Source organism: Pseudomonas deceptionensis, from assembly GCF_900106095.1.
GTDB lineage: Bacteria > Pseudomonadota > Gammaproteobacteria > Pseudomonadales > Pseudomonadaceae > Aquipseudomonas > Aquipseudomonas deceptionensis.
Window position 1 is genome coordinate 3,663,228 of sequence record NZ_FNUD01000002.1, and the last position, 24,970, is coordinate 3,688,197.

Sequence of the window (24,970 nt, forward strand, 5' to 3'; positions counted from 1 at the left end):
TTGTGCCTAGATTTTGTACAACAGGGCCCCTGCGACCAGCACACACAAAACGGCGAAGCCCAATTGCAGTACCTGCGCCGATACCTTGGGCGCAACCATGCGCCCCACCAGCATCCCGCCCATGCAGGCCAGGATAAAAATCACCCCCTCGGCCGGAATGCGTACACCGCTGTACAGTGCCCCGATGATGGCCGTGAGCGAGATCAGGGCAATCACCATCAAGGACGTGGCAACCACGGCATGAGCGCGGATATCGGTCAGTTGCTTGAACGCCGGCACCAGCAAAAATCCGCCCCCCACCCCCAGCAACCCTGTCAGCAGCCCGCAGAACGATCCCACCAGCGCCAGGGTTGCAGAGCACTTGAGCGTCCATTTCAAACGGCCGGTGGTTTCATCCAGCATGCAGTTTTTTTGCTCCCAGCCCTGCCCGCCCGGTGCTTGTGCCAGAGGCTGAAGGCTGCGGGGCTGACGCGCCATGCGCACGGCAACCGCGATCAGCACCAGGCTGAACAGCGCGCTAAGCCCGCTTTCAGGCAGGCGGTGAGCCACATAAAGACCCACCGGGGTAAAGCCCGCCCCCAGCACGGCCATCAAGGTCGCTGCCCGATAACGCACCAAGCCTTTGCGCAAACCATCAATCGCCCCGAGCGCCGCCGCAGCCCCCACCGCCATCAATGCCACGGGCGCTGCCTGGGTCATTGACCAGCCCAGGCCAATCACCAAGGCCGGGACGGCCAAAATGCCGCCCCCCGCCCCCGTAAGGCCGAGAATCAAACCCACCATAATTCCGAAAAAAATCTCAAGCGACACAACTAACCTCGGTCCAGCGTGAAGAGCACGAGCGCCAGGCCTGACGACACACCCTGAAAACATCAGGATCAATTTCAGGCATCAAGGCTCTATAGTGTTCAGGGCTTACTCAACCACGGCAATCACTATGGAACCTCGGATACAGGCATTTTTTGACAGCGCTTCGTGTACCTACAGCTATGTGGTGTTTGAACACGAAGGCAGTCAGTGCGCGATTATCGACTGCGTACTGAACTATGACCACACTTGTGCACACACCTCGACCACCAACGCCGATGAAATTGCGGCCTTTGTGATCGAACACGGCTTGCGCCCGCAGTGGTTGCTCGAAACCCACGCCCACGCTGACCACCTTTCCGCAGCGCCTTATCTGAAGCAAAAACTGGGCGGCAAAATCGCCGTCGGCGCCGGTATTCGCGATGTGCAGCGGGCGTTCAAAAACATCTTTAACCTTGAGCCCGAGCTGCAACTGGACGGCTCGCAGTTCGATCACCTGTTCGAGCCCGATGAGGTATTCCAGATAGGTCGGCTCCAGGCGCGCGCCTTGAGCGTACCGGGCCATACTCCGGCGGACATGGCCTTTTGTGTGGAGGGCAATACGCTGTTTATCGGCGATACCCTGTTCATGCCCGACGTGGGCACTGCCCGCTGTGACTTCCCGGGCGGCGATGCCCGCCAGCTGTATCGCTCAATCAAGCGGTTGCTGGCATTTGCACCCGATACCACGCTCTACCTGTGCCATGACTACCCGCCGCCCGAGCGCGAAGCCCGGTGCAGCACCACGGTGCAGGCGCAGTGCGACGGCAATATCCATGTGCGCGATGGCATCAGTGAAGACAGCTTTGTGGCCCTGCGCACGTCACGTGATGCCACCCTGGCGATGCCTGTGCTGATGTTGCCGGCGGTACAAGTCAATATTCGAGCGGGCGAGCTGCCCGCCCCGGAAGCCAACGGCATCCGCTACCTGAAAATCCCGCTAAACCAGTTCTGAGCTCGCCTGCGATCAGGACGTGGCAAGCGTTTCGGCGTTTGCCTTGCGCCGCTGGATCAAGTAACCCAGCACCGCCAGCGGCGCGGTGGCCAGCATCACTTCCACAGTGATTTGCAGGGGCTGGCTGATATAGGTCGACACCAGCAGGCTGGCCACAAAGCACAACCCTAGCTGCAAGGTATTCTGCAAGGCAGCCGCTTTGCCGGAGTTTTCCGAGAAGGGCATCAGCGCATTCGCAACCACAATCGGATAGCTCGCACCGTTAACCAGCGCCATCAGGCAGAACGGAATCAGCAAGGTGGCCAGTGTCGGTTCGGTGTACATCGCGACCAGATACAACCCCACCATGCTGGCGCAATAGGCGAACAACAACCACGGCAACAGCACGCGGCCGCTGACCCGCTGCAACGCGCTGCGGCAGCTGTAACCGCCAACCATAAAGGCCAGTGTAGGAAAGGCGTAGCTCAAGCCGATATCACTCGGGCTGTAGCCCATATCACCCAGAATGAAAGGTGAGGCGGTCAACCAGGCAAAGAAGCTGGCCGAGCACGCGGCGAAAACCATTACGTTGCCGCTAAAGCTTGCCGTACGCAGTAGCTGCCAGTAGCTGACCCCCGACTGGGCCGTTTTTGGCGCTGTGCGCGGGGTTTCCTTGAGCAGCAGCGTGGGGATGATCAGCATCACTGCCAGCCCCAGCAGCACGGCGAAAATCGCCTGCCAGCCCAAATGTCCCAACACCACGGCCCCCAGCAACGGTGCCAACGCCGGTGACAGACCCATCAGCGGCATGATGCCGGCAAACACGCGATTGGCTTTGTCGGCCGGGTAGCGATCAATCACCAGCGCTTGCCACGTCACGGCGGCCGCACAGATACCGATGGCCTGAATAAAGCGCAAGCTCAGGAGCAGCACGGTGTTATCAACCCAGAACATGCCCAGACAACCCAGCGCGAACAGCGACAGGCCCGCCAGCAGCACAGGCTTGCGCCCCAGACGGTCGGACAGCGGCCCCCAGAGCAGTTGGCCAAAGGCAAAGCCGGCCAGAAAGATGCTCAGGCTCGCGCCCACGGCACCGGCAGACAGCCCCAATTCGCTGCGCAATGTGCCGAAAGCCGGCAGGTACATATCCATCGCCAGATAGCCCAGCATGCTGAGCACGGCGAGATAGCAGGTAAAACCAAAAGAGTTCTTCATGTGCACCCAAAAACTTGCCATCAAACAATTTGTTGACTGGCGAGCATTATCCATCAGAGGATTTGCTTGTGAAGCGATAATAATTGCAAACTGGCATCAAATTTTTTAAAGGCAAAGACATGTGGTCCGAATACTCCCTGGATGTGATTGATGCGGTGGCCCGCCACGGCAGTTTCAGTGGTGCGGCCCAGGAGCTGCATCGCGTCCCCTCCGCTGTCAGCTACACCGTGCGCCAATTGGAGCAGTGGCTGGCAGTCCCTCTGTTTGTGCGCCGTCACAGGGATGTAGAGCTGACGCCGGCCGGGCATATGTTTGTCAAGGAAGCCCGGGACGTGATGAAAAAAATGCTCGGCACCCGACGCCTGTGCCAGCAGGTTGCCAATGGCTGGAGCGGCCAGTTACGCGTGGCCGTGGACTCGATCATCAAGCACCCGCGATGCCGGCAAATGGTGATCGACTTCTATCGCCACTTTCCCGACGTGGAACTGATCGTCCAGTACGAGGTGTACAACGGCGTATGGGATGCACTGGTCGACGGTCGCACCGACATCGTGATCGGCGCCACGCGCGCGGTTCCGGTGGCAGGCAGCTTTGCCTTTCGCGACATGGGTTTTTTGCATTGGTTATGCGTGGCCAGCCCGCGGCATCCGCTGGCCTCGATTGAAGGCTTGCTGGGTGACGACCATCTGCGCCCCTACCCTGCGCTGTGCATGGACGACACCTCCCGCAGCCTGCCCAAGCGCGACACCTGGACCCTGGACAACCAGCGCCGGATGATGGTGCCCGACTGGGCCACCGGGCTGGCCTGCCTGAGCGACGGGCTGTGCGTGGGCATGGTGCCTGCTCATCTGGCACAGCCCCTGATCGAAACAGGCCTGTTGGTGGCGCTGGACCTGCAACGGCCCTTCCCGGCCAGCCCGTCGTGCATTGCCTGGGCCCAGAAAAATCATTCCCCGGCCATGAGCTGGCTGCTGGAATACCTGGGCGATACCCAGACCTTGAGCCAGGAATGGCTTAATGAACATCAAACAGAATCGGATACAGCGACGCCACCAGCAGAATCGCCATGGTCAGGTTGAATGCCAGCAACCATTTGGGCTTGGTCAGCACTGAGCGCAATGCACTGCCGAAGCCGGCCCAGACACACACGCTGGGCAAGTTGATGACGGCAAAGACCAGGGCAATGATGAACACATTGGTGATATACCCCTGGGACGGGGTGTAGGTGGTGATTGCACCGATGGCCATCACCCAGGCCTTGGGGTTGACCCACTGAAAAGCCGCTGCGCCCCAGAACCCCAGAGGCTTGCCATGGGCCGCCTGCGACTCGGAAACCGGCCCCGAAGTGGCCACTTTCCAGGCCAGGTACAGCAAGTACGCCGCACCCAGGTAACGCAACACGGTATAGGCCATGGGCACGGCCTTGAACACACCGCCAAGGCCGAGCCCGACCGCCAGCACCAGGAACATGAAGCCGAAGCTGATGCCCAGCGCATGGGGGATGGTGCGTTTGAAGCCGAAGTTGACCCCTGAGGCCAACAGCATGGTGTTATTGGGGCCGGGGGTGATGGATGAGACAAACGCAAACAGTGCGAAGGCAGAAATCAATTCGAGGGAGAACGGCATGGTGTTGTCCGGCTGTCAGGGGAGTGATGGACTCACCCTATCGGATTACCGTGCTGGCATTACGCTACAGATGGCTACTATTTTGACCACACACATTTTGATCGTTTTGTGCACATGGCTTTCACATGACTTTCACATCGTCTGGCCTAGATTCAATTCACTCCTTTAATGAATCCCATTTGGCCCGCTCCCCCCAGCGGGCCTTTTTTTGGCTGTCTTTTAATGACCTTCAGTCATCCAGGGCCTGGACCGGTTTTGCCGCTTTTACCGGCTTAGCCGACTTGCCCGCGGGGGCGCCCTTGGCAGGTGTTTCAGCCACAACCGGGGCCTGGGTTTCCTTTTCGGCCGCAGGCAAGGCATCGACGGTTTTAAACAGCTCGCCGAGGTCCACATCGCCCGCTGTCTCGACTTTCTTCTCGCCGTCCTTGCCGATCAGAATCACTTTGGCCTTGTCAATAATCATCCCGGGCTTGAGCCCGCGGATCAGCGACATCGTGCTCTGGGGTTCAAGGTCTTTGCCATCACGTTTGCCAGTAATGCCGACAATTGTGTAGAGCACCATGTTGCGCTCATCGAACGCCTGTTTGATGGCCGGGTCTTCAAGGGATTTTTTGAGGTGTGCCAGCGTCGGGTCAGCCTCTTCACGGGCAACGATGACCAAAGGGCGAAACTTGCCACGATCCTGATCAAGGGGGTTTGGGACTTCAACAGCCTGCACGGTGCCTGTTAACAGCACACTGGCAAGGATCAATAATCGGATAAACATCCAGACCTCCTTTTATTATCGGACCGGCTTCGCGAGCATGTTGCCAATGCCTTGAAACCCTTGGCGTTGAGCCTGTAATTCAAAGCTTAGGCCAAGGGTTCAGTCACGCAACCGGGTTCCCGGACTTTGCCTTTCATGTTTATTTTTTGCAACTGCATCCAAACCCCCTTCCCGGGGGTAGTACCTGTAACAGCCAACGAGCTGTTATCCCATCAGGAGTCAGGTACATGAACGCAAAAACCTTGATCAGCCATGCCAGCGTAACACTTGCCGCCGCACTGTTTTTGGTGACGCCGGGCGCCTATGCACAGTCCCAGCTACCCGAAAACATTAGGGTTCCCGAAGGTCACAAGGTGGCGATGACGACAGTTGGCGTAGGAGAAATCACTTACGAATGTAAAGAAAAAGCCAATGCGCCCGGTCAGATGGAATGGTTCTTTGTAGGCCCAAAGGCGAAACTCAACGACACAAATGGTAAACAAGTAGGCACCTACTTTGGCCCGCCCGCCACCTGGCAAGCCCTGGACGGTTCCAGGGTCACGGGTACCCAGCTTGCGGTAGCCCCAGCCGGCGCCGGTAACTTGCCGTACCAGCTGGTCAAGGCCAACCCGGCCGAGGGTAAAGGCGCCATGAGCAGCGTGAGTTACATCCAGCGTGTCGCGCTCAAGGGCGGCGTGGCACCCGGTAGCGAATGCACGGCTGCCAACAAGGGCGAGCAACAACTAGTGCCGTATCAGGCGGACTATGTCTTCTGGGCCAACCGCTAAAACACTGAAGCACGCGCGGGCGTCAGAGAAAATCGTCTACGCTGCCTCGATGGAGCCCGGGCCAATGACTTGGGGATGTCCCACCTGTAACGGCTGAACCCAGTGACGCTACCTGAGCCATTGTTTGACTATGAAGCCTGTCTGTTTGCCTGCGCCCGCGGCGAACGGCAGGCGCTCGTGGCCCTGTATGCCCAGGAAAGCGCGCGCTTGCTGGGCGTTGCCAAACGTATAGCCCGCGACAACGCACTGGCGGAAGACATCGTGCACGACGCCTTTATCAAGATCTGGATGCGCGCTGCCAGCTTCGACCCTCAGCGCGGCTCCGCCCGTGGGTGGATTTTCAGCGTGACCCGGCACTTGGCCCTGAATTTTGTCCGCGACAGCCGTCTGGAGATTCAGGTCAGCGATGACAGCGAGTTGGCATTACAGCCTTTGGCCACGCTCGATGGCAGGCACCAGGAGCAGGATGCACTTGAATGGCGAACCGGCGCCGAGCGGATTCATGGCTGCCTTGAGCAGCTCGACCCGGCCAGACGCACGTGTATCGTGCATGCCTATGTCGACGGCTATACCCACGCCGAGATTGCCGAAAAAATGGCCACGCCATTGGGCACTGTAAAAGCCTGGATCAAACGCAGCCTGAGCGCCTTGCGCGAGTGCATGGGATGACTTTCAAACCTGACAACAACGACCCGGCAGAGCTTGACGCACTGGCGGGCGAATACGTGCTGGGGACGCTCGACGCGCCGCAACGCCGCGCCATTGAGCAACGCCTGCGCCATGACGGCCAGCTGCAAGCGGCGGTCGGGCGCTGGGAGGCGCGATTGCTGCCCCTCAACGACCTTGTTCCGCCACAGACGCCTTCAGCACAGCTGTGGCCACGAATCGAACGCAGCCTGAACGCATTGAATGAGCCCGCGCCTCACACTCAGCAGCCGGCCGCTACCTCCTGGTGGAACCTGCTGCCCTTGTGGCGCGGCCTGTCTGCAGCGGGGCTGGCCGCAGCGCTGGTGCTGGGAACGGTGTTGTTGACCACCGCCCCGAGCGTTGCCCCGCCCACCTATGTGGTGGTGCTGGTGGCGCCACAAAACCAGGCTCCGGGCTGGGTGATCCAGGCCAGCAACCGCCAGCAGATCCAGCTGATTCCGCTGGGCATGGCGCAGGTCCCGGCAGACAAGGCGCTGGAATTCTGGACCAAGGGCAAAGGTTGGGATGGGCCGGTGTCCCTGGGGCTGGTCAAACCGGGGCAAACCTTGTCCATACCGCTTGATCGCCTGCCGCCGCTTGAGCCCGATCAACTCTTTGAGCTGACCCTTGAAGGCCCCAACGGCTCACCGGTCGGCAAACCCACAGGGCCCATTCAATTTATCGGCCGGGCTGTCAAAGTGATTTGAGGCCCTGTTGTTTGGCCCGGTAATGACGAACCAGCGCCACGGCCACCATCAGCGCAATCACGCACATCGCAATCGGCAAACGATAGGGTTTCAGGTCGCCCAGCGCCCTCTCCAGAAACTCCCCGGCCCAATACCCGCCCGAGGCAAACAACGTCGCCCACACGACCGCGCCCAGGGCGTTGATGCAGGAAAACTTCAGCGGCGAGACCTTGCACGCACCGATCACCATCGGCCCCACCAGCCGCATGCCATACAAAAAGCGCACTGAAAAAATCGACACCGAGGGATGTTGATTGATCAGTTGCGTCACCCGGTCGATGGTGGCCTGTTGCTTGTGCAGGCGCGGCAACAGACGGGCACCAAAATAACGACCGACCCAGAACAGCACCTGATCACCCAGCATCCCCGCCAAGCTGGCGTAACCGATCACGGGCAGGAGCTTGAGCACATGCTGGTGCGCCGCCATGCCACCCAGAATCAGGATGGTTTCACCTTCCAGCAAACAGCCGATAAACACGGCCAGATAGCCATAGGTGGCGAGCAAGTAATTGAAATCGATGTGTTCAAACATGTGCACGCTGTTGCTCCATTGAAAAAGGGTGTTACGTCGTCCATCTGGCGCAATCTACCACTCAGTGCCGGTGTCGATGGTGAATATCCGGAAAGTGCGGGTGGTTATGACTGATCTGCGGATGCTGGTGTTTATGGCTGTGGGACACCTCTTCAGGTACATCCTCAGCATGTTCGTGCTGATGATGGGCATCGTGGGTGTGGCGATGAGCGTGCTCCAGCGGTTGATGCAGATGGACATGCTCATGGCGCTCGGTGAGGTGCAACCACACACCGAAGACCATGAACGCCGCCGCCACCCAAAACAGCAGTGATACCGACTCCCCCAGCACCAGGATGGCAATGGCCGCGCCCAGAAAAGGCGCTGTCGAAAAGTACGCCCCGGTGCGTGCAGCGCCCAGGCCGCGCAATGCCAGGACAAACAGCACCAGGCTCACGCCGTAGCCCAGAAAGCCGATCAGCAAGGTCGGGGCCAGCACGTCAAACGAGACAATCCTGGCGCCCAGCGTGAACGCAATCGCGCAGTTCACCAGCCCGGCGAACAACCCTTTGGCACCTGCGATAAACAGCGCATCAGAAGCGGACACCTTACGCGTCAGATTGTTATCAATGGCCCAGCAAAAACAGGCAAACGCCACCGCCAAGGGCCCGAGCCAGGTCAACTCCTGCGTTGCTACCGAGCTGGACGGCCACGACAACACAACACCCCCGGCGATGATTGCCAGCATGCCCAGCACAATCCGCCGGTCCGCATTTTCTTTAAACACCACCCACGCCAACAGGGCTGTCAGCACAGGCTCCAGATTGAGCATCAAGGACGCGGTTGCGCCGCTGGTCAGGGTCAAACCGAACATCAGCGCCACGGGCCCCAAAATGCCGCCAAACACAATCGCCCCGATCAGCCACGGCCACTCACTTGCACTCAGCCCGGACGCCGTCCAGCCGCGATCGCGGATACAGCGCACCACCAACAGCCCCAGGCCGCTGCCCAAATACAGCAACCCGGCCAGCATCACCGGCGGTACTTCGGTGCCCAGCAGTTTGGCCAATGGCGTACTGGCACCAAACAGCGCCGCCGCTGCCAATGCGTAAATCACACTCGTATTCATCACATCCACTTCTGTATCCGTCGTGCAAGCAGCCTAGCTTAGCCCGCAGATATCGGCCGACAGAGAAATCAGCAGCCCGATACAGGTCAATGCCAGCACAGGATTTGCCTCACGCGAAACCGGCGCTATACCGACACAAAGCCCGCGACATTTTATATATCTATGATTTTTCGACGGTTTTAGGCAGGCATCGGACAAAAAAATGTACCTGAATGGACGTTATCGAACTTGCCTCATTGGCACAGGCTCTATATATTCGTCCACCTGTCACGCAGGCTCTTGAGTACTTTGTTCGTTAAAGCACCTTCCTTACTGACCGCTTTATAGCGCTACCGCCCGAATGGCGAAACTGGTAGACGCATGGGACTTAAAATCCCCCGTTCGTAAGGACGTGCCGGTTCGATTCCGGCTTCGGGCACCAAACAAATCAAGGGCTTGCATGAGATTCTTCGTGCAGGCCCTTTGTTTTTTGTTCCGCAATTGTCCATCCCCGCCCCTCCCCTGGCCTCCTGCCAGAACACAAAAAACAGAGTTCTCACCAAGCGCGACTCAGCGCCAGAATCGCGCGTGCAAGCGTCGTCAGTTGACTGACTCTAATGTTTGTCCCGCCTGCGCAATGGTTTTCCAGGTCTTGCCTTCGTCTTGCGACAAATAGACGTCACGATTGATAGTCGCCATCGCCCACTCCTTGGCATTAGCCGGACTCTGCGCCAGGTAAGCGACGGCATCCTGGTTTAGGGGTGGCAAACCGAGGGCGTTGATCTCGTGGGTCTTCAGGTCCAGGATCGAGAGCTGCGGTACCTTGTTAAAGCTGCCGAACCATAAGCTCTTTCCGTCGATGCTGAAGCTGACGCTTAGCACCTGAACGTTCTGGAGAAGGGGCTGGAAGTGCTCGCCGGCATCGCTCGATAGAAACAAGCCGCTGCCGGTCGCCACGGCAACTGTTTTGCTGTCCGTGGGATGCACCGCCAATGCACTCGGATCTAATCCTATCCCTTGCGCCAAAGCCTGCTGCCAGCTGGCTCCGTCATTCAGGCGGTAGTACAAGCCAGCTGAGGTCATTTCCGAGTTCGGGTGCATGTTGAAAACGTAGAGGGCTCCGCTGTCGAAACTACTGGCTAACAGATGAAAATCAGACTCTCCTTGAAGCCCAAGCGGCTGCCAGGTACTTCCCCCATCACTGCTCTTGATTATCCCGAGAGGATTGGCCAGGCCACTGCCACTGGCCGGATGGCCGCTGCTATAGATCGCCTGACGGCCAGCAGAAAAGCCCATAAAGTCGTGTTCCGGCCCTGGAGCCTTGCTCCAGTGTCCATCACGGTATAACGCCAGTCCGTCATGGCTGGGGATAGAAAGCTGTTGCCCATCCTGGCTGAAAGCGAGCCCATGGACATGCTTCAGGGTGACCGTCGTCGCGGCACCGGCAGTCAGATGTACGAGCCCCATCAACAATCCAATCGATAACGCACAGCGTAGAGGCTTTCCCAGTTCCATAGTCCACTCTCCAATCGTCATTGAGCCCTTGCCTATGGATATCTGGCTAATGGATACCTCGTCTTCGAATGAAGTTTCGCCGATCAAAAAGGTACCCAGCACCTACACCCAAGACCAGCCTCTCAACCAAAGGAGTACATAGCGAGGAGGCAATACAACTGTAGCTCATAGCCCCTGGATTATTTTCAGCCCCCCCCGCAGCGTGCCTCTTTCGAGGCAACGGTTTGGGCTGAATCAGACCGGTCGAAACTCGACCGTTAGATGGCTGACTTCGTGAACCGGCTTGAGACGTTCACGAATGCTGTCGGCGTTCACAGTGGCCTCACCCAGGACGCTGACAATGGCTGCATGGGCTTGCGGCCCAACCCGCCAGACGTGCAAGTCCGTGATGGTGGCATCCCCCGGCGTCTCAACCAGTTCGCGGATTTCCTCGGCAACATGCGCATCGGTCTGATCCAGCAGTACACCTGCTGTGACTCCCATCAAGGTCCATGCCCACCGCGCAATAACGATGGCGCCGACGATTCCCATGACCGGGTCCAGCCACACCCAGCCGAGATACCGGCCGGCGAGCAGTGCCACTATGGCCAGAACCGAAGTCAGCGCGTCCGCGATGACGTGGACGTAGGCCGATTTCAGGTTGTTGTCGCTCCCGTGATGGGCATGGCCATGATCATCATGATCGTGCCCATGGCCCAGCAGCAGGGCGCTGGCAATGTTGACGATCAAACCGGCAATCGCGATGAGCGTAGCCGTGCCGAACTGCACGTCCGTTGGCTGCAAAAGCCGCATGACAGACTCAACGCCAATTCCCAGGGAGACCATACCGAGAATCAGCGCCGAGGCGAACCCGCCCAGGTCTCCTACCTTCCCGGTACCGAAACTGTATCGCTGGCTGGAAGCGTGGCGTTTTGCGTATCCGTAAGCGACGGCCGCGATACCCAATGCTACGGCATGGGTTGCCATATGAAAGCCATCGGCCAGTAACGCCATCGACCCAGTGATATAGCCGGCGGTGATCTCGCCAACCATCATCACAACGGTCAGTGCCACAACCCAAAGCGTACGCTTGGCATTATCGTCGTGCGCTGAGCCAAGGAACACGTGGTCATGGGTGTAGTTAATGCTGCTCATGAGTGATTCCTGAAGGCGTTTACTTGGAGTAACGACGAATGGCTTCAAGCAGCTCTTCGACACCCTTGTTACGCTCTTCTTCGCTCAGAGCAGGGTTCGCGACATGCTCCCGCGCATGGTCCTCGATGATTTCCTCCATCAAACCGTTGATGGCTCCGCGAGTGGCTGCAACAAGGTGCAGTGTTTTGGCGCAATCGAGATCCGATTCCAATGCCCGCTCAAGCGCCTGGATTTGTCCGGCGATGCGTTTTACGCGTTTTAGAAGAGCGTCTTTGTTGGCTGCGACATGACCCATGGAATGCCCCTCCTCAATAAGTCGCGCATAATAGGCATACCCCCTATACCTATACAAGCTCGTCAATACCAGTCTCCTCGTTAGATCCCGGTAAATACCATCAAAAAACCCGCCGAAGCGGGTTTTCCAAACGCATTACATTTTCCCTGTGACGCCCTGCTCTACTGGGACATGTCACTCTTATTCATATCGTCTTTTTTCATGACGTCTTTGGGCATGGCCTCTTTCTTCATGGTGTCTTTGCCCATGGTTTCTTTGTTCATCGTGCCCTTGCTCATAGCGTCTTTGTGCATCGCATCCTTTTTCATAGTGTCTTTTTTCATGGTGCCCTGTTGCATCGTATCTTTGGACATAGCGTCTTTTTTCATGGTGCCGTTGTACATCGTATCGTCGGCATGCACAGCTGCGACGCCCACTGCCAGGCAAATACCCAGTATTGCAGTCGTTAACGTTTTCATAGTGAGGCTCCTTGAAACTCAGGTTGCGTACGAGCGCAGCCCGGGCCGCGCATTCAGGTTGCCATGGGCGTCAGCTGCCACCGAACCAGTTGTAGCCCTGGTCTTCCCAGTAACCACCCGGATAGGTATTGGTGACGAAAATCGCTTGAATGTGCTTGGGGTTCTTGTAACCGAGCTTGGTGGGCATGCGCAGCTTCATCGGGAAGCCATACTCACGCGGCAGTACGGCACCGTCGTAGGTCAGCGTCAGCAGCGTTTGAGCATGCAGTGCCGTGGCCATGTCGATACTGGTGTAGTAATCGTCGGCGCATTTGAAGCCGACGTACTTTGCGTCGGTGTCAGCGCCAATGCGCTTGAGGAAATCACTGAAACGTATGCCGCCCCAACGGCCGATCGCGCTCCAGCCCTCGACGCAGATATGCCGGGTGATCTGGTCGATCTGGGCCATGGCTCGCAACTCCTCAAGCTTCCAGCTGCGCTTGTCGGCGACCATGCCTGTTACTTCCAGCCGGTAACTGTCTTCATCGACAACGGGCGCTTCGTCAATGCCGTAAAAGGCATTGAAGGGAAACGGGCGGGTAATCATCGACTCGGTGTAAGTGGGGGCCATGGCGTCAGGGTTGAACAGCCAGCCCTGTACCCTGTCATTGAAGCGCGATATGGAGGACAGGGCGGTTTCAACGTTATCGCTATCAGTGATATTGCAGCCGGACAGCATGGCCACACCGCCCAAGGTCAAGCTTCGCAACAGGAAGGAGCGGCGTGAACGATCTTCGATCTGAGGCGCAATGATTTTCCGTGCGTCCATCAGGATGGACGCCTCGTCAAGCTTTGGGTTTTGCGCACGCTTGCTCATACGTGCTCCTTGTGGCCGATAATCATGGCCAGTAACGTCTTCGGAACCAGCGCGACCATCACCAAGTGCACGGCGATGAAAGCCACCATCAGAGACATCGCAATGAAGTGCACATACCGGGCGCTGTCGTAGCCGCCCAGCAATTCACGTAATAGCGGGAACTGAACAGACTTCCACAGTACCAGCCCGGAAATCACCAGAACCGTGATGTCGAGCATCACGAACAAGTACGCCACACGCTGTACCTGGTTGTACTGACCAAGATCGGCATGCCCCAACCGCCCTTGGAGTGCAGACCCCAGGTCATGAAAAAAGCCTTTGGGTGATACCGGAAAAAAACGCCGCGAGAGACGACCACTGACAACGTTGATGATCAAGTAGAACAGACTGACTGCAACCAGCATCCACATGGCTGCGAAATGCCATTGCAACGCGCCGCCCAACCAGCCACCCAAGGTGATCGACTTGGGAAAACTAAAGCCAAAAAGCGGGGAAGCGTTGTAGATCCGCCATCCACTGGTGACCATCACCAACACCGCGAGCGCATTCAGCCAATGCGCCAATCTCAACCAACGAGGATGGCTACTCTTCGGATGCAGAGTAGCGGCACTGGTCGTTTCAGGTGCAGTTGGCATTGGAGAAGCTCCAGGTTTTAACAACGTCGCAACCCACGTTTCAGTGTAGACGCTAACTCAAAACACAATGCCTTCCTTCAAGAGGGCCCATGAGTAACCGAACGCCCAATTTGCCTTATTGTTGAAGATGTCTGATTCCGAAGCCTCAAACATTCCGGCGGTTGCAGTCGCCGCCCAGCTAGGCTTGTAAGGTCTGGAGAAGTTTTTAGGTGGGGGATGCCATGCCAACAGTAAAAACTGCGCTTGTCCTCGCGGGTGGCGGGAGCCTTGGCGCAGTTCAGGTCGGGATGCTACAGGCTCTGGTTGAGACCGGGATTGCTTTCGACCTGGTGGTTGGCGCTTCGGTCGGAGCCATCAACGGTGCCTACTTCGCCGCCAGGCCGAATGCAAAGGGCGTAGACGAGCTCGCGGATTTTTGGCGCGGCTTGCGTCAGTCCGATGTGTTCCCATTTTCGATACTCGATACCCTGAAGGGCATCTTGAACCGGCGGGGTCATCTTCTGAGCGCCTCAGCCTTGCAGCGTTTAGTGCGCAGATCGCTGCCGGTTGAATTAATCGAAGATACCCAATTGCCCCTGCATATTGTCACCACCAATTTACTCACCGGTGCTGAAGAGCTTCTGTCCAGTGGCAATGCGGAACAAGCGCTGCTCGCCAGTGCGGCGATTCCGCTGGTGTTTCCCAGCGTGAGGGTCGGCGAAAAATTCTTGGTCGACGGCGGAGTAACCAGCAACACCCCGATTGCCAGTGCGGTTGCATTGGGAGCAACGCGGGTTGTAGTGCTGCCAACCGGGTTCGGTTGTGCTTGTCTGTGCCCACCAAAGGGGCTGGTTGCGTTAGCCCTGCACACGCTGAACCTGATGAGCATGCGTCAACTGGTGCGTGATATCGAATTGTACAAAGCCCGTGCGGCTATCCATGTAGTCCCTCCATTGTGCCCGCTAGACGCTTCTGTCTTCGATTTCAACCAGACTGATCAGCTGCTGCAACGAGCTTGTCATTCAACCAAAACGTGGATCGAAGGCGGCGGGCTGATACGCGTAGGGGTACCGGATTCGTTGCTGGCTCACACTCATCATGTTGATGATGGGGGACCTTCACCCGGCTGATGTGGCCCTTGGCATTCATGCAGTAAAAATCCTGGCGGCACGCCGCCAGAACTTCAGGCCCGCCCTCCTCCTTAGAACTCTACCGTCGCAGAAAGCTCAAAGGTGCGCGGCGCTCCCAGGCCAAGGCTCGACAGCAGCGGCGTTCCCCAATAGGCCTTGTTGGTCACGTTGGTCACGCTGCCCCGTAATGTCACCGGCCGGCTGGCAACCTGAGCGGCGTAACGTGCGCCCAAGTCATAGATGGTGTGGCCCGGAATCGACTGCGCGTTGTCGTCGCTGATGTACTGCTTTGAGACCGATGTCCCATTGGCGGTCAGTGTCAGGCCATCCATGACCGGGGTATCCCATTCCACACCCAATTTTCCTTGCAGCGTGGGCAGGCCGGTGGCGGTCTTGCCTTCGTTGATGCCGCCCTCAGCCTTGGTGATCTTGGGGTCGACATGGGCCACGCCGCCCATCAGGCGCACATCGTGCAGCGGCGAGCCGAAAAACCCCCACTCGATGCCACGGTTGCGCTGCTCGCCACCAAAGGAAAAGACATTGGTGGCCGGGTCGATGTAGCTGTTGGGGCGCGTGATTTCATACAGGCTCAGGGTGTGGGTGAAGTCCCCCAGGTCCACCTTGACGCCAACTTCCTTCTGCTTGGACTTGTAGGGTGCGAATACGTCCCCCGCATTCGCCGCCGTCATCGGCGCGGTTGCGCCCTTGCTCAGGCCTTCGATGTAGTTCGCATACACGGAAACATTCTCGGTGAGCTTGACCAGTAACGCCGCCGCAGGCGTGGTTGCCCCTTCGTCATAACGGTTGGTACGCGCTCCGGTGGAGGTGCTGAAGGAGTCGGTGAGCACCTGCTGGCGGCGTACGCCAAGGGTCAATTGCACCTGGTCGTCCAGGACTGACAGCGTATCCGCGACCCCGTAACTGGTCAGGCGGGTTTCGGTATGAGCAATGTACGGGAAGCTCTTGGCCGCAGCCGGCCCCCACACCGGGTTGTAGATGTTGGTGATCCAGTCCGCGTCCGGCACCCAGCGACGCCCGTAGTCCTTTTGGGTGTCGCCGTAGTGCGTGGCATTTACGGTCCAGTGATGCTTGATCGCGGCCGTCTGGAAGTTACCCGTCAAGCCAACCTCCCCCGAGGTTTTCTCCAGGTCCATCTTCAACTGGCCCATGCTGGTCTTGAAGTCACCCGCCTCGTTAATCACGGTAGCCAGCATGGTGCCGCTGTAGGTGTAGTGGGTCCTGCTGGTGCCGTAAGACGCATAGGCCATAAGGCTGTCACTCAGGTCGAACTCACCCCGCACGATCGCACCCCGGTCCTTGGTCTCCACGAAGGCCCAATCAGGGTTCAGCAAGGTGTCGGCCTTGGGTGGCTTGGGCACCGCCACGCCACTGTCCAGGTTGATCCCGCGGTTCTGCCCGCGCACACGATCTTCACTTTCATACAGATCGGCAGAGAGGCGCATGCGCTCGCCACGCCAGTCCAGTCCCAGCGACGTCAGTTCTGCTTTCTGCTGCTGATGGTTGATTGCGCCGTCGCCATCACGGTATACGCCGTTGAAGCGCACGCCGAACTGCTGGCTTTCACCAAAGCGCCGGCCCACATCGAGATGGCCGCCGAACTGCGCATCGGACATGTAGGTCCCTGTCAGTCGCGTCAAAGGCTCGTCGCCCGCACGCTTGGGCACCAGATTGACGGTGCCGCCTACCGAACCACCCGGCGGCATGCCATTGAGCAAGGCCGACGGGCCTTTGAGCACCTCGATGCGCTCGTACATTTCCGGGGAGATCCGGTAGTAAGGTGCTACGCCATACAGGCCTCCTATCGTCACGTCGCTGATGTTGCTGGCGAAACCACGGATGGAGTAGTTCTCGCTGAAGGTTCCGGTCAGGCCGTTGCTGAAGACCGAAGGGTCGGTCGCCGCGATGACCTGGGTGATGTTTTGGGCCTGACGGTCGGCAATGTATTTTTCCGTGTAGCTGATGGTGCTGAATGGCGTTTCCATAAAGTCCTTGTTGCCCAGCAGGCCAACACGGCTGCCATAGGCCACCTGATCGCCCGCATAGGCGGCTGGCAACTCGGAAGGCAACGCCATTTCGCCTTCCACCATCGTGGCAGGCAGCGTCGAGACGCCCTCTTCTTCGTTCGGCAAGCTCTCGGCATGGGCCGGCAGGCCCGATACGGCCAGGGTCAGGCCAAGGAGTACGCCCTGCACTGCAACAGCCGTGCGATTCGAGGCAACAACTGCGCGTTGGGGCGCAATACGGGTGTGAAAGTGGCGTTTACGCACGCTATGACTCCGTTCAATTGAAAAGATGTTTTTATTAATCTGAATGAAAGGGATGTTTTTAATGAGAATCGATAAACGTCAAATATGCAGCGGGCAAAGGCCCTGCACGCCTCAGTCCCGGTAGCCCCTGACGACATCATCGATCACCCGCTTCAAAGAGGTCGGGCTGGCCCCGGTTACGTACCAGGCCTGGGGGTCGACGAAGATCACCCGATGGTTTTTCCAGGCATTGGTCTGGCGCAACAGCGGGTTGCCCATGCTCTCGGCGCCCATCACCGGGCGACGCTCCATTACGGCCGTTCGGTCCACCACATAGATGATGTCGGGGTTGGCCTGCTGGATGAATTCACTGGAAATCGGCTGGCCATGCAGGCCGGTTTCGGCCATCGGGCTGGCCGGCTTAACGCCCAGCGCATTGAAGATGAACCCGTAGCGCGACTGCACGCCGAAGGAGCTGAAGGCGCCGTTGTTGTGCAGCACCACCAGTGCTTTCTCGGGGCGATCCTGGGTGATGCACCTGGCCTCCTCGACCTTGGCATCCAGCGCCATGATTTTCTGACGCGCGAGCGCCTGCTTGCCGAAGATCTGCCCCAGAGTCAGGAGGTGTTCCCGGATGACCTCGATATGGCGCGCCTCGCTATCGCGGTAATCGACATCGAAATGAATCGTCGGGGCCATTTCGCTCAGTTCCCGAAAGTGATTGGCCTGCAGCGAGGTGATCAGGATCAGGTCAGGTCTGGCGCCATGGACCCGTTCCAGGTTGGGCTGAACAATCGAGCCCAGATCTTCGACACTCGGCGAATCTTTATAGCTAGCCAGAAACTGCGGGACGAAATCCTTCGGCATGCCCACCACCGGCACCCCCAACTGGTCGAGGAAATCGACCTCATTCATGTCAAGTGCGACCACACGCTGTGGCGCACGCTCGATCACGGTGGTGCCCAACTGGTGTTGCACCACGACCGGCGCAAACACCGCCTGCCCCACCTGCAACTCAGTGGCTGCCCGTGGCGGTTCGGCCGGTTTCTCATTGCACCCTTGCACCGCGACAGTCGCGGCGATCAGCACGGCCAGCGGCCACAACCGATATCTGTGATGGGAGGTCATTTCGCTTCTCTTTATGGGTTGAAGTAGTTGCACAGGCGCCCGCGCTGACCCTCAGTGATCTCGAAGTCCAGCCCGTACAGTTCGCCCAGCCGGGCTTGGGTAATCACCTCGTCAACGCTGCCGGCGCAATGCACCGCCCCGCCCTTCATCGCAACAATGTGGTCGGAATAGCTGGCCGCGAAGTTGATGTCATGCACGACCAGGATCACGGTGCGTCCGTGTTCGTCGCACAGCCGGCGCAGCGCCCGCATGATCTGCACGGCGTGCTTGATATCGAGGTTGTTCAGCGGCTCATCCAGCAGCAGACAGTCCGTCTGTTGAGCGATGGTCATCGCCAGAAAGGCCATCTGCCGCTGCCCACCGCTGAGTTCGTCGAGGTAGGCATGGCGCAACGGTTCCAGCGACAGGAACGAGATGGCGTCGTCGATCACCCGCTGATCTTCACGGGTCAACGCACCACGGCTGTAGGGAAAGCGCCCGAAGGCGACCAATTCCTGCACTGTCAGGCGCAGGTTGAAGTCTGGGGACTGGCGCAAGGTAGCGACGCGCCGGGCATATTCACCGATATGAATGCCAGTGACCGGGCAGCCCTCGATGCGGACGTCTCCGCGGCCAGGCTCCATCAGCCGCGCGATCATCATCAGCAACGTGGTTTTGCCTGCGCCATTGGGGCCGATAAGCGACGTCAGGCGCCGGGCTGGAAAGCAGGCGTCGACGCCCCTCAGGACAGTCTTGGCGCCATAGGTCTTATGGAGGTCGTGGACAGTGATCATGGAGCTCCTCGGGTACGTACCATCAACACCAGGAAATACCCGCCGCACACCAGATTGACGAGAATGCCGACGGTGGTCTTGTAGTTGAAAACATGCTCGACCAGCAGTTGGGCGACGATGAACATGCCGACGGCAATCACGCTTCCCAGTGCCAGCGTGACTCGGTGCCTGAAGGTTCGGGCCAGCGCATAGGTGATGTTCGCCACAAAGATGCCCATAAAAGCCGTGGGCCCCAGAAGGCTGGTCGACACCGCGACCAGCGCCGCGATCAGCGCAAGATGCAGGCGCACGCTGCGCCGATAGTCGACCCCCAGGGACATGGCCTGATCACGCCCCAAAGAGAGCACATCGAGGGTCGGCAAGGTCTTGAGACCCACCAGGCAAACCGCAGCCACCACAAGCCCCGAGTAGAACAACTGCTGGGGTTGTGCCCGATTGAAGGAGGCCAGGCTGAAGCCCTGCAAGACCGAGAACTCGCCAGGGCTGACCTTGAGCTGGACAAACTGGGTAAACGTACCGATGACCATGGTCAGTACCAGGCCGATCAGCAGCAGGAAGTACACGTTGCTTTTGCCGTCCCGGAACAACCAGCGATGGATGGCCCACGAATACCCAAGCATCACCAGCACGGACAGCAAAAAGTTGCCGTTGATGCCGAGCAGAACCGTGCTGTAGCTGCCCAGAAACAACACCAGCAGGGCCTGCAACAGCACAAAGACGGCCTCGTAGCCCATGATTGCCGGCGTCAGTATCCGGTTGCCCGTAAGGGTCTGGAACGTGATCGACGACCAGGCGACGCATACCCCGCCAATCAGCATGGCCGTCAGCCGGGCGATCCGCTTGGGGATCACGTAGTCAAAATCCAGGCCCGAGCGCATGAACACAAAAACCAGTGCCAGGGTGACGACAACCCACACGGCATGCCGTGGCTGCAGGCGCATCATCGGTGCCTCCAGATCAGCAGCGCGAGGAACAGCACGCCGCCCACGCTGCCTGCGGTCAGGCCGATCGGTACCTCGAACGGGTAAATGAGCAGGCGCCCGAGAATGTCGCAGACCAACATTAATGACGCGCCACCCAGCGCAACGATGGGCAGCGTGCGGCCCAGGTTGTCGCCATAACGCAGCGCGACCAGATTGGGGATGACCAGCCCGACAAAGGGGATCGAACCGACGGTGATGACTGTAGCGGATACGGTGACTGCCACCAGCAGCAAGCCCAACGCCACGGTTGCCGGGTAGTTGAGGCCCAGGCTCGTGGCCATGCCCTCACCCATGCCGACCACGGTGAAACGGTGTGCATACAAGTAGGTCAGCGCAACGATCGGCAGGACCAGATAGATGATTTCGTAGCTGCCCTGCACAACCCGCGAAAAGTCCCCGAGCAGCCAGCCCTGCATGCTTTGCATGATGTTGTTGCGATAGGCGTAGAACTCGGCAATGGCGCTCAGCACGCCGCCATACATCAGCCCGATCACCGGTACCAGTACCGTGCTCTTGAATTGGATACGGCGGATGATCAACACAAAAATCAGGCCCGCGGCGAAGCAGAACACCAGTGCAAACAGCATTCGGCCCGGCGTACCGGCAGATGGTGCCAGTACCAGCGACACCAGGAGGCCGAGTTTGGCCGCATCCAGCCCACCCGTTGTGCCCGGTTCGACGAACTTGTTGCGCACAATGTGCTGCAGGATCACCCCGCACACAGACAGCCCAACCCCCGTCAGCACCAGTGCCGCCAGACGCGGCAGACGGCTGGCTGTAAGCGTCAGCCAGGCATCGCCCGACGGTGAGAACAGCTGCATCCACTCCAACTGCCGGGCCCCTGTCAGCAGCGACGCGACGCAAAGCATGGCAAACAACGCAAACCATCGTGCCCGCATCAGGCTTGCCCGCTGTTCGACGGCGCGGCGATACGCCAGCCCTTGGCAACCCTGCGTTGCTCCAGAAAATGCGCATAACGCCCGCCACTGGCGCGCAATGCAGCCGGTGAGCCGTGCTCAACGACTTGACCATGATCGAGCACCACAATCTGATCAGCCATAGACACGGTGGACAATTGGTGTGCAATCACCACCAGTGTGTGCCGGCCGCGCAGCCTGGACAGCGCTTGCGCGATGACGAGCTGATTTTCCGCATCCAGCGCCGCGGTGGCCTCGTCCACCAGCAAGATGGGTGCAGCCTTGATCAGCGCACGGGCAATGGCGATGCGCTGGCGCTCACCGCCTGACAGGCGTGCACCGCCTTCACCAACGGGGGTGTCGAGACCCTGTGGCAGGCGCCCGATAAGCTCAGTCACACCGGCCTGCTGCGCAGCCTCGAGGATTTCTTCAGCACTGGCATCTGCGCGGCCGATGCGGATGTTGTCGGCAATGCTGCCCTGGAACAGGTAAGTGTCCTGGAAAATCTGACTGATCTGGTCAGCCAGTTGTGAACTGGACATCTGTCGCACGTCCACTCCGCCAATCAGCACGCTGCCCTGGCTCGCATCGAAGAACCGCGCAATCAAGCGCACCAGCGTGGTCTTGCCCGAGCCGCTGGCACCGATCAACGCAGTCATGCTGCCCGGTGCAATACGCAGGCTCACGCCGCTCAGCACACAGGGCTGATCGGGCGCATATCGCAAGCTCACCTCGCGCAATTCGATGGAGCCATCAACCGGTATCTGCGGCTGCTCCGGTTCCGGCAGGGGCTCGGCCGCGAAAACGCCTTGCACCGCCTCAAGCTGGCTGTACGCGCCACGCAGAATCTCGGCATAGCTGGCCACGTCCAGCAACGGATCGATGTAGCGGCTGGTCAATAGCAGCGCGACAATGACGGCAACCACCGAGCCGGTATCCAGCGTGAGCCCCGAATGAGCGTTGAGCCACAGGGCCGCAGCGATCAGCAATACCGCGAAGACAGCCTGCACTAGCCAGGCATTGAGCACCACCGAGAGTGTGGACTGACAGATCAGGCGCATGCCGGACCGGCGCTGCCGGTCGATGGCCTGTTCGAGCAGCTGCGTACCGCCACCCCCGCCATTGAAGGCGCGCAGCACCGATTGGGCCTGGGCGAACTCGACCATCCTCTGGCTGGCGTCGGCGAAGTGATGCTGGAAAGCACGGTCGGCGCGCCGCCCCAGGCGGGCAGTCAGCAGCAGCCCGGCCACGAGCACCGGCAGCCCGAGCAACGCAATCAGGCCCATAGGCCAGTGCAACGCAAACATCGCCGCCACGATCACCAGCGGCGTCACGGCGCCGGTGATCACCGGCGTGAATACATGGGCCGGCAGTTGCGCGACGGCCATCATCCCCTGGGTAATGACATGGCCGAGGCGGCTGGTATTTTGCGCCGTGAACCAGCCCAGGGGCAGGCCCGCCACATGATCGCCGATGCGCAGGCGCGCGCCCTGCAAGATAGCCACACCCACGGCCACACCTGCCCTCTCCACCTGGCGCCGCCACGCCCAGCAGGCGACCGTGCCGGCCAGCGTCAGGATCAGCCACAACGAAGCGCCGCGTACATCCCCTGCCAGCAAGCGCTCCAGAACGGGTACCAGCGTGGCGAGGGTCAATCCACTGAGCAGGCCATACGACACCGCCATCCAGACGTAGCGCCACAAAACGGGCGCATCTTCACCCAGCAGTTGAACAAAGGGCTTCAGCATGACGACACCGCCAGTTCTTCGGAATGTGAATAGCCACCCTGTGCCCACAAACGCGCATAAAGCCCGCCGCGAGCAAGCAGTTCGCCATGGCGGCCCTGTTCGAGCACGGAGCCGTTGTCGAGCACGATGATCTGGTCCGCGTGCATCACGGTGTCGAGCCGGTGGGCGATGACCAATAGCGTGCGCCCCTCGGCGAAACGCGACAGCGCATCCTGGATAGCGACTTCGCTTTCGGCATCGGCTGCAGCCGTGGCTTCGTCGAGCACCAGCACGGGCGGATCGAGCAACACGGCGCGGGCGATACTCACCCGCTGCTGTTCACCGCCGGAAAACTGCGCGTCCTCGCCGATCACCGATTCATAGCCGCGCGGCAGGTCGAGGATGCGTTCATGGATATTCGCGGTGCGCGCTGCGGCCTCGATCTGCTGCTGGCTGGCCGACGGTCTGCCCAGGGCAATGTTGTCGCGCACACTGGCGTGGATCAGGCGCACCTCCTGCAAGACAAACCCTATGTGCCGGTAAAGGCTTGAAGTCTCGATATGGCGCAGATCCACGCCACCCAGGGTAATACGCCCCGTTGTCGGGTCGAAGAAGCGCAGCAGCAGTCGCGCCAGGGTCGACTTGCCCGCACCGGAGCGCCCGACAATAGCCGTCGTCGTGCCGGGTTTGAGCGTGAAGCTGACATCCGAGAGCACCTGGCGCCCGGCGTCATAGCCGTAACCAACGTGCTCGAGACGAATCTCGGTACCTGCAGGCGACCGCTGCATGCCCGGCGCCGGTTGCTCCAGTACGGGTGTATCCAGCAAGGCCTGCACGCGCCGGGCGGCGCCGGTCGCGTGGTTGAGGTCATGGGTGATGTAGTGCAGCAATAGCAACGGCCCGCAAACGCCAGGAGTCACCAGGGCGAACGGCAGCACATCCAGTGGGGCGATCCAGCCCAGCACCACGAACAACGTACCGAAGACCAGCACCACGCCAAGCACTGTGACCGGCGCAATCATCGCGTTGGCATTGGCCATCGGCGTCACCAAAGGCCGGGTGAACCCGATGAAGGCCTGGGCGAAGTCATCGATTGCCTCGCGGTAACTGCTGTGGGCCTTGCCGCTGGCACTGAATGACTTGACCACTGCAATACCGTTGACGAACTCGACAACCGCATTGTCGATACGGCCCATCCCCGCAGCGAAGTTCTGAATGTTCGCCTCACTGGCCTTCATGGCCCTGGCGAAGAACAGGAAGAACCCGGCAAACGGCAGGGTCGAGACAATTGCCATGCGCCAGTCCATCGAAAACAGGTAAACCACCGAGATCAGAACCGCGCCAACTGCCCGCCCCACCGTCGTGTAGAAATGCGCGGTCAGGCTGTGCAACGTATTGATGTCGTCCTGCATCGCCTGCTTGACCTCGCCCGAGGCCCGGCTGGTGAACCAGCCCAGCGGCACGCGACTCAGACGCCGAACGATCGCCAGGCGCAGGTGATGGGTGATGCGGTTGTCCGCCAGGTGGGCGAGCAGTTCACCGGCGGATATCAGCAGCATGCCGGCGCACAGGCTCGCCACCCCCACGATCACCGCCCACCACACCTCGCCCGGCGCAATACCGGCGTCACCCAGGGCCATCCTGGCGATATGCGCGATGCCGGCCAGTGGCACCAGCGTCAGCATCGCACCCACCGCGGCGAGCATGGCAGCAACGATCAGGCGCCCGCGGATTGGGTTCAATACCTGGCTGATCGGGCCGCGCACCTTCGTTTTGGCCGAGGCCGAGTCATGAGTGTCCATGGAAATAAAGCGTCCAGAAATTCAGAGGAGTGGGATGGCTCTCGCCTTCCTGCGGGGGATGTGAGGAGCGTCGGGTTGCATAGAATCGCTCCGGGAATCGGAAACTTAATTAGTTGCATGACTATAAACTAATTTGCGAAATGCTGACAAGACGGCTACAAGACT

Annotated in this window: 25 protein-coding genes and 1 tRNA gene; 7 read left to right on the top strand and 19 right to left on the bottom strand. The window is 59.5% G+C overall.

What is annotated here, in order from left to right; genetic code table 11:
- Nucleotides 1-6: 6 nt before the first annotated feature.
- A complete protein-coding gene (locus tag BLW11_RS16715; protein ID WP_277620445.1) occupies nt 7-810 on the bottom strand; it encodes a sulfite exporter TauE/SafE family protein in 804 nt (267 codons plus the stop codon).
- 127 nt (nt 811-937) lie between these two features.
- Here BLW11_RS16715 and BLW11_RS16720 point away from each other — a divergent pair, with 127 nt between their 5' ends.
- On the top strand, nt 938-1,801 hold the full coding sequence (locus BLW11_RS16720) for an MBL fold metallo-hydrolase (RefSeq protein ID WP_048361702.1): 864 nt from the start codon (nt 938-940) through the stop codon (nt 1,799-1,801).
- Nucleotides 1,802-1,813: 12 nt separating this feature from the next.
- Here the strand turns inward: BLW11_RS16720 and punC are convergent, their stop codons facing one another.
- Complete coding sequence (punC, locus tag BLW11_RS16725) at nt 1,814-2,995, bottom strand: purine nucleoside transporter PunC (RefSeq protein ID WP_048361833.1); 1,182 nt, start codon at nt 2,993-2,995, stop codon at nt 1,814-1,816.
- A 119-nt stretch (nt 2,996-3,114) separates the two neighbouring features.
- Here punC and punR point away from each other — a divergent pair, with 119 nt between their 5' ends.
- Nucleotides 3,115-4,074, top strand: a complete 960-nt coding sequence (gene punR / locus BLW11_RS16730; protein ID WP_048361832.1) for a DNA-binding transcriptional activator PunR — start codon at nt 3,115-3,117, stop codon at nt 4,072-4,074.
- Here punR and BLW11_RS16735 read toward each other — a convergent pair.
- Nucleotides 4,010-4,621: a LysE family translocator gene (locus BLW11_RS16735; RefSeq protein WP_048361701.1), complete on the bottom strand. Its 612-nt coding sequence runs from the start codon at nt 4,619-4,621 to the stop codon at nt 4,010-4,012. The genes punR and BLW11_RS16735 overlap by 65 nt on opposite strands.
- A gap of 229 nt (nt 4,622-4,850) precedes the next feature.
- Complete coding sequence (locus BLW11_RS16740) at nt 4,851-5,387, bottom strand: DUF4174 domain-containing protein (RefSeq protein ID WP_048361700.1); 537 nt, start codon at nt 5,385-5,387, stop codon at nt 4,851-4,853.
- A 227-nt stretch (nt 5,388-5,614) separates the two neighbouring features.
- Here BLW11_RS16740 and BLW11_RS16745 point away from each other — a divergent pair, with 227 nt between their 5' ends.
- From BLW11_RS16745 to BLW11_RS16755, 3 genes are all read left to right on the top strand, one after another.
- A complete protein-coding gene (locus BLW11_RS16745) occupies nt 5,615-6,154 on the top strand; it encodes a DUF3455 domain-containing protein (protein WP_048361699.1) in 540 nt (179 codons plus the stop codon).
- A gap of 102 nt (nt 6,155-6,256) precedes the next feature.
- A complete protein-coding gene (locus tag BLW11_RS16750; protein WP_048361698.1) occupies nt 6,257-6,823 on the top strand; it encodes a sigma-70 family RNA polymerase sigma factor in 567 nt (188 codons plus the stop codon).
- Nucleotides 6,820-7,548 (top strand): anti-sigma factor, encoded by a 729-nt coding sequence (locus BLW11_RS16755; protein ID WP_048361697.1) that lies wholly within the window; start codon nt 6,820-6,822, stop codon nt 7,546-7,548. Before BLW11_RS16750 ends, BLW11_RS16755 begins: the two co-directional genes overlap by 4 nt.
- On the opposite strand, the gene BLW11_RS16760 is transcribed toward BLW11_RS16755, so the two are convergent.
- Both BLW11_RS16760 and BLW11_RS16765 read right to left on the bottom strand, forming a co-directional pair.
- Nucleotides 7,535-8,119, bottom strand: a complete 585-nt coding sequence (locus BLW11_RS16760; RefSeq protein ID WP_048361696.1) for a DedA family protein — start codon at nt 8,117-8,119, stop codon at nt 7,535-7,537. The two genes, BLW11_RS16755 and BLW11_RS16760, sit on opposite strands and share 14 nt — an antisense overlap.
- Nucleotides 8,120-8,180: 61 nt before the next feature.
- Nucleotides 8,181-9,227 (bottom strand): EamA family transporter, encoded by a 1,047-nt coding sequence (locus BLW11_RS16765; RefSeq protein ID WP_048361831.1) that lies wholly within the window; start codon nt 9,225-9,227, stop codon nt 8,181-8,183.
- Nucleotides 9,228-9,561: 334 nt separating this feature from the next.
- On the opposite strand from BLW11_RS16765, the gene BLW11_RS16770 reads away from it, so the two are divergent.
- A tRNA-Leu gene (locus BLW11_RS16770) sits at nt 9,562-9,648 on the top strand.
- Between the two features lie 158 nt (nt 9,649-9,806).
- Here the strand turns inward: BLW11_RS16770 and BLW11_RS16775 are convergent.
- The 6 genes from BLW11_RS16775 to BLW11_RS16800 form a co-directional block, all read right to left on the bottom strand.
- Nucleotides 9,807-10,808 (bottom strand): F510_1955 family glycosylhydrolase, encoded by a 1,002-nt coding sequence (locus BLW11_RS16775; RefSeq protein WP_241486173.1) that lies wholly within the window; start codon nt 10,806-10,808, stop codon nt 9,807-9,809.
- A 147-nt stretch (nt 10,809-10,955) separates the two neighbouring features.
- A complete protein-coding gene (gene dmeF, locus BLW11_RS16780; RefSeq protein ID WP_048361694.1) occupies nt 10,956-11,855 on the bottom strand; it encodes a CDF family Co(II)/Ni(II) efflux transporter DmeF in 900 nt (299 codons plus the stop codon).
- Nucleotides 11,856-11,874: 19 nt separating this feature from the next.
- Nucleotides 11,875-12,150 carry a metal/formaldehyde-sensitive transcriptional repressor gene (locus BLW11_RS16785; RefSeq protein WP_048361693.1) on the bottom strand — a complete coding sequence of 92 codons (276 nt, stop codon included), beginning with the start codon at nt 12,148-12,150 and terminating at the stop codon, nt 11,875-11,877.
- Between the two features lie 161 nt (nt 12,151-12,311).
- Complete coding sequence (locus tag BLW11_RS16790; RefSeq protein WP_048361692.1) at nt 12,312-12,608, bottom strand: pentapeptide MXKDX repeat protein; 297 nt, start codon at nt 12,606-12,608, stop codon at nt 12,312-12,314.
- Between the two features lie 70 nt (nt 12,609-12,678).
- Nucleotides 12,679-13,464, bottom strand: a complete 786-nt coding sequence (locus BLW11_RS16795) for a molybdopterin-dependent oxidoreductase (protein ID WP_048361691.1) — start codon at nt 13,462-13,464, stop codon at nt 12,679-12,681.
- Nucleotides 13,461-14,099, bottom strand: coding sequence for a cytochrome b/b6 domain-containing protein (locus BLW11_RS16800; protein ID WP_048361690.1), 639 nt, complete (start codon nt 14,097-14,099; stop codon nt 13,461-13,463). The genes BLW11_RS16795 and BLW11_RS16800 overlap by 4 nt, the downstream gene beginning before the upstream one ends.
- A 221-nt stretch (nt 14,100-14,320) precedes the next feature.
- On the opposite strand from BLW11_RS16800, the gene BLW11_RS16805 reads away from it, so the two are divergent.
- A complete protein-coding gene (locus BLW11_RS16805; RefSeq protein ID WP_048361689.1) occupies nt 14,321-15,208 on the top strand; it encodes a patatin-like phospholipase family protein in 888 nt (295 codons plus the stop codon).
- A 71-nt stretch (nt 15,209-15,279) separates the two neighbouring features.
- On the opposite strand, the gene BLW11_RS16810 is transcribed toward BLW11_RS16805, so the two are convergent.
- From BLW11_RS16810 to BLW11_RS16840, 7 genes are all read right to left on the bottom strand, one after another.
- Entirely contained in the window at nt 15,280-17,496 is a 2,217-nt protein-coding gene (locus BLW11_RS16810; RefSeq protein WP_048361688.1) for a TonB-dependent receptor, read from the bottom strand.
- A gap of 111 nt (nt 17,497-17,607) precedes the next feature.
- Nucleotides 17,608-18,603: a siderophore ABC transporter substrate-binding protein gene (locus BLW11_RS16815; protein WP_048361687.1), complete on the bottom strand. Its 996-nt coding sequence runs from the start codon at nt 18,601-18,603 to the stop codon at nt 17,608-17,610.
- Nucleotides 18,604-18,614: 11 nt separating this feature from the next.
- The gene (locus tag BLW11_RS16820; RefSeq protein ID WP_048361686.1) at nt 18,615-19,376 is read right to left on the bottom strand and encodes an iron ABC transporter ATP-binding protein; all 762 of its coding nucleotides are present in this window, start codon (nt 19,374-19,376) and stop codon (nt 18,615-18,617) included.
- Entirely contained in the window at nt 19,373-20,317 is a 945-nt protein-coding gene (locus tag BLW11_RS16825; RefSeq protein WP_048361830.1) for an iron chelate uptake ABC transporter family permease subunit, read from the bottom strand. Before BLW11_RS16825 ends, BLW11_RS16820 begins: the two co-directional genes overlap by 4 nt.
- Entirely contained in the window at nt 20,317-21,258 is a 942-nt protein-coding gene (locus BLW11_RS16830) for an ABC transporter permease (RefSeq protein ID WP_048361685.1), read from the bottom strand. Before BLW11_RS16830 ends, BLW11_RS16825 begins: the two co-directional genes overlap by 1 nt.
- A complete protein-coding gene (locus BLW11_RS16835; protein ID WP_048361684.1) occupies nt 21,258-23,024 on the bottom strand; it encodes an ABC transporter ATP-binding protein in 1,767 nt (588 codons plus the stop codon). Before BLW11_RS16835 ends, BLW11_RS16830 begins: the two co-directional genes overlap by 1 nt.
- Entirely contained in the window at nt 23,018-24,805 is a 1,788-nt protein-coding gene (locus BLW11_RS16840; protein ID WP_048361683.1) for an ABC transporter ATP-binding protein, read from the bottom strand. The genes BLW11_RS16835 and BLW11_RS16840 overlap by 7 nt, the downstream gene beginning before the upstream one ends.
- Between the last annotated feature and the right edge of the window lie 165 nt (nt 24,806-24,970).

Coding starts and splice junctions, on each gene's coding strand:
- punR (WP_048361832.1), top strand. CDS start 3,115: ATGTGGTCCGAATACTCCCTGGATGTGATTGATGCGGTGGCCCGCCAC.
- BLW11_RS16840 (WP_048361683.1), bottom strand. CDS start 24,805: ATGGACACTCATGACTCGGCCTCGGCCAAAACGAAGGTGCGCGGCCCG.
- BLW11_RS16835 (WP_048361684.1), bottom strand. CDS start 23,024: ATGCTGAAGCCCTTTGTTCAACTGCTGGGTGAAGATGCGCCCGTTTTG.
- BLW11_RS16755 (WP_048361697.1), top strand. CDS start 6,820: ATGACTTTCAAACCTGACAACAACGACCCGGCAGAGCTTGACGCACTG.
- BLW11_RS16745 (WP_048361699.1), top strand. CDS start 5,615: ATGAACGCAAAAACCTTGATCAGCCATGCCAGCGTAACACTTGCCGCC.
- dmeF (WP_048361694.1), bottom strand. CDS start 11,855: ATGAGCAGCATTAACTACACCCATGACCACGTGTTCCTTGGCTCAGCG.
- BLW11_RS16790 (WP_048361692.1), bottom strand. CDS start 12,608: ATGAAAACGTTAACGACTGCAATACTGGGTATTTGCCTGGCAGTGGGC.
- BLW11_RS16830 (WP_048361685.1), bottom strand. CDS start 21,258: ATGCGGGCACGATGGTTTGCGTTGTTTGCCATGCTTTGCGTCGCGTCG.
- BLW11_RS16820 (WP_048361686.1), bottom strand. CDS start 19,376: ATGATCACTGTCCACGACCTCCATAAGACCTATGGCGCCAAGACTGTC.
- BLW11_RS16795 (WP_048361691.1), bottom strand. CDS start 13,464: ATGAGCAAGCGTGCGCAAAACCCAAAGCTTGACGAGGCGTCCATCCTG.
- BLW11_RS16760 (WP_048361696.1), bottom strand. CDS start 8,119: ATGTTTGAACACATCGATTTCAATTACTTGCTCGCCACCTATGGCTAT.
- BLW11_RS16805 (WP_048361689.1), top strand. CDS start 14,321: ATGCCAACAGTAAAAACTGCGCTTGTCCTCGCGGGTGGCGGGAGCCTT.
- BLW11_RS16765 (WP_048361831.1), bottom strand. CDS start 9,227: ATGAATACGAGTGTGATTTACGCATTGGCAGCGGCGGCGCTGTTTGGT.
- BLW11_RS16825 (WP_048361830.1), bottom strand. CDS start 20,317: ATGCGCCTGCAGCCACGGCATGCCGTGTGGGTTGTCGTCACCCTGGCA.
- BLW11_RS16800 (WP_048361690.1), bottom strand. CDS start 14,099: ATGCCAACTGCACCTGAAACGACCAGTGCCGCTACTCTGCATCCGAAG.
- BLW11_RS16785 (WP_048361693.1), bottom strand. CDS start 12,150: ATGGGTCATGTCGCAGCCAACAAAGACGCTCTTCTAAAACGCGTAAAA.
- BLW11_RS16815 (WP_048361687.1), bottom strand. CDS start 18,603: ATGACCTCCCATCACAGATATCGGTTGTGGCCGCTGGCCGTGCTGATC.
- BLW11_RS16720 (WP_048361702.1), top strand. CDS start 938: ATGGAACCTCGGATACAGGCATTTTTTGACAGCGCTTCGTGTACCTAC.
- BLW11_RS16735 (WP_048361701.1), bottom strand. CDS start 4,621: ATGCCGTTCTCCCTCGAATTGATTTCTGCCTTCGCACTGTTTGCGTTT.
- BLW11_RS16740 (WP_048361700.1), bottom strand. CDS start 5,387: ATGTTTATCCGATTATTGATCCTTGCCAGTGTGCTGTTAACAGGCACC.
- punC (WP_048361833.1), bottom strand. CDS start 2,995: ATGAAGAACTCTTTTGGTTTTACCTGCTATCTCGCCGTGCTCAGCATG.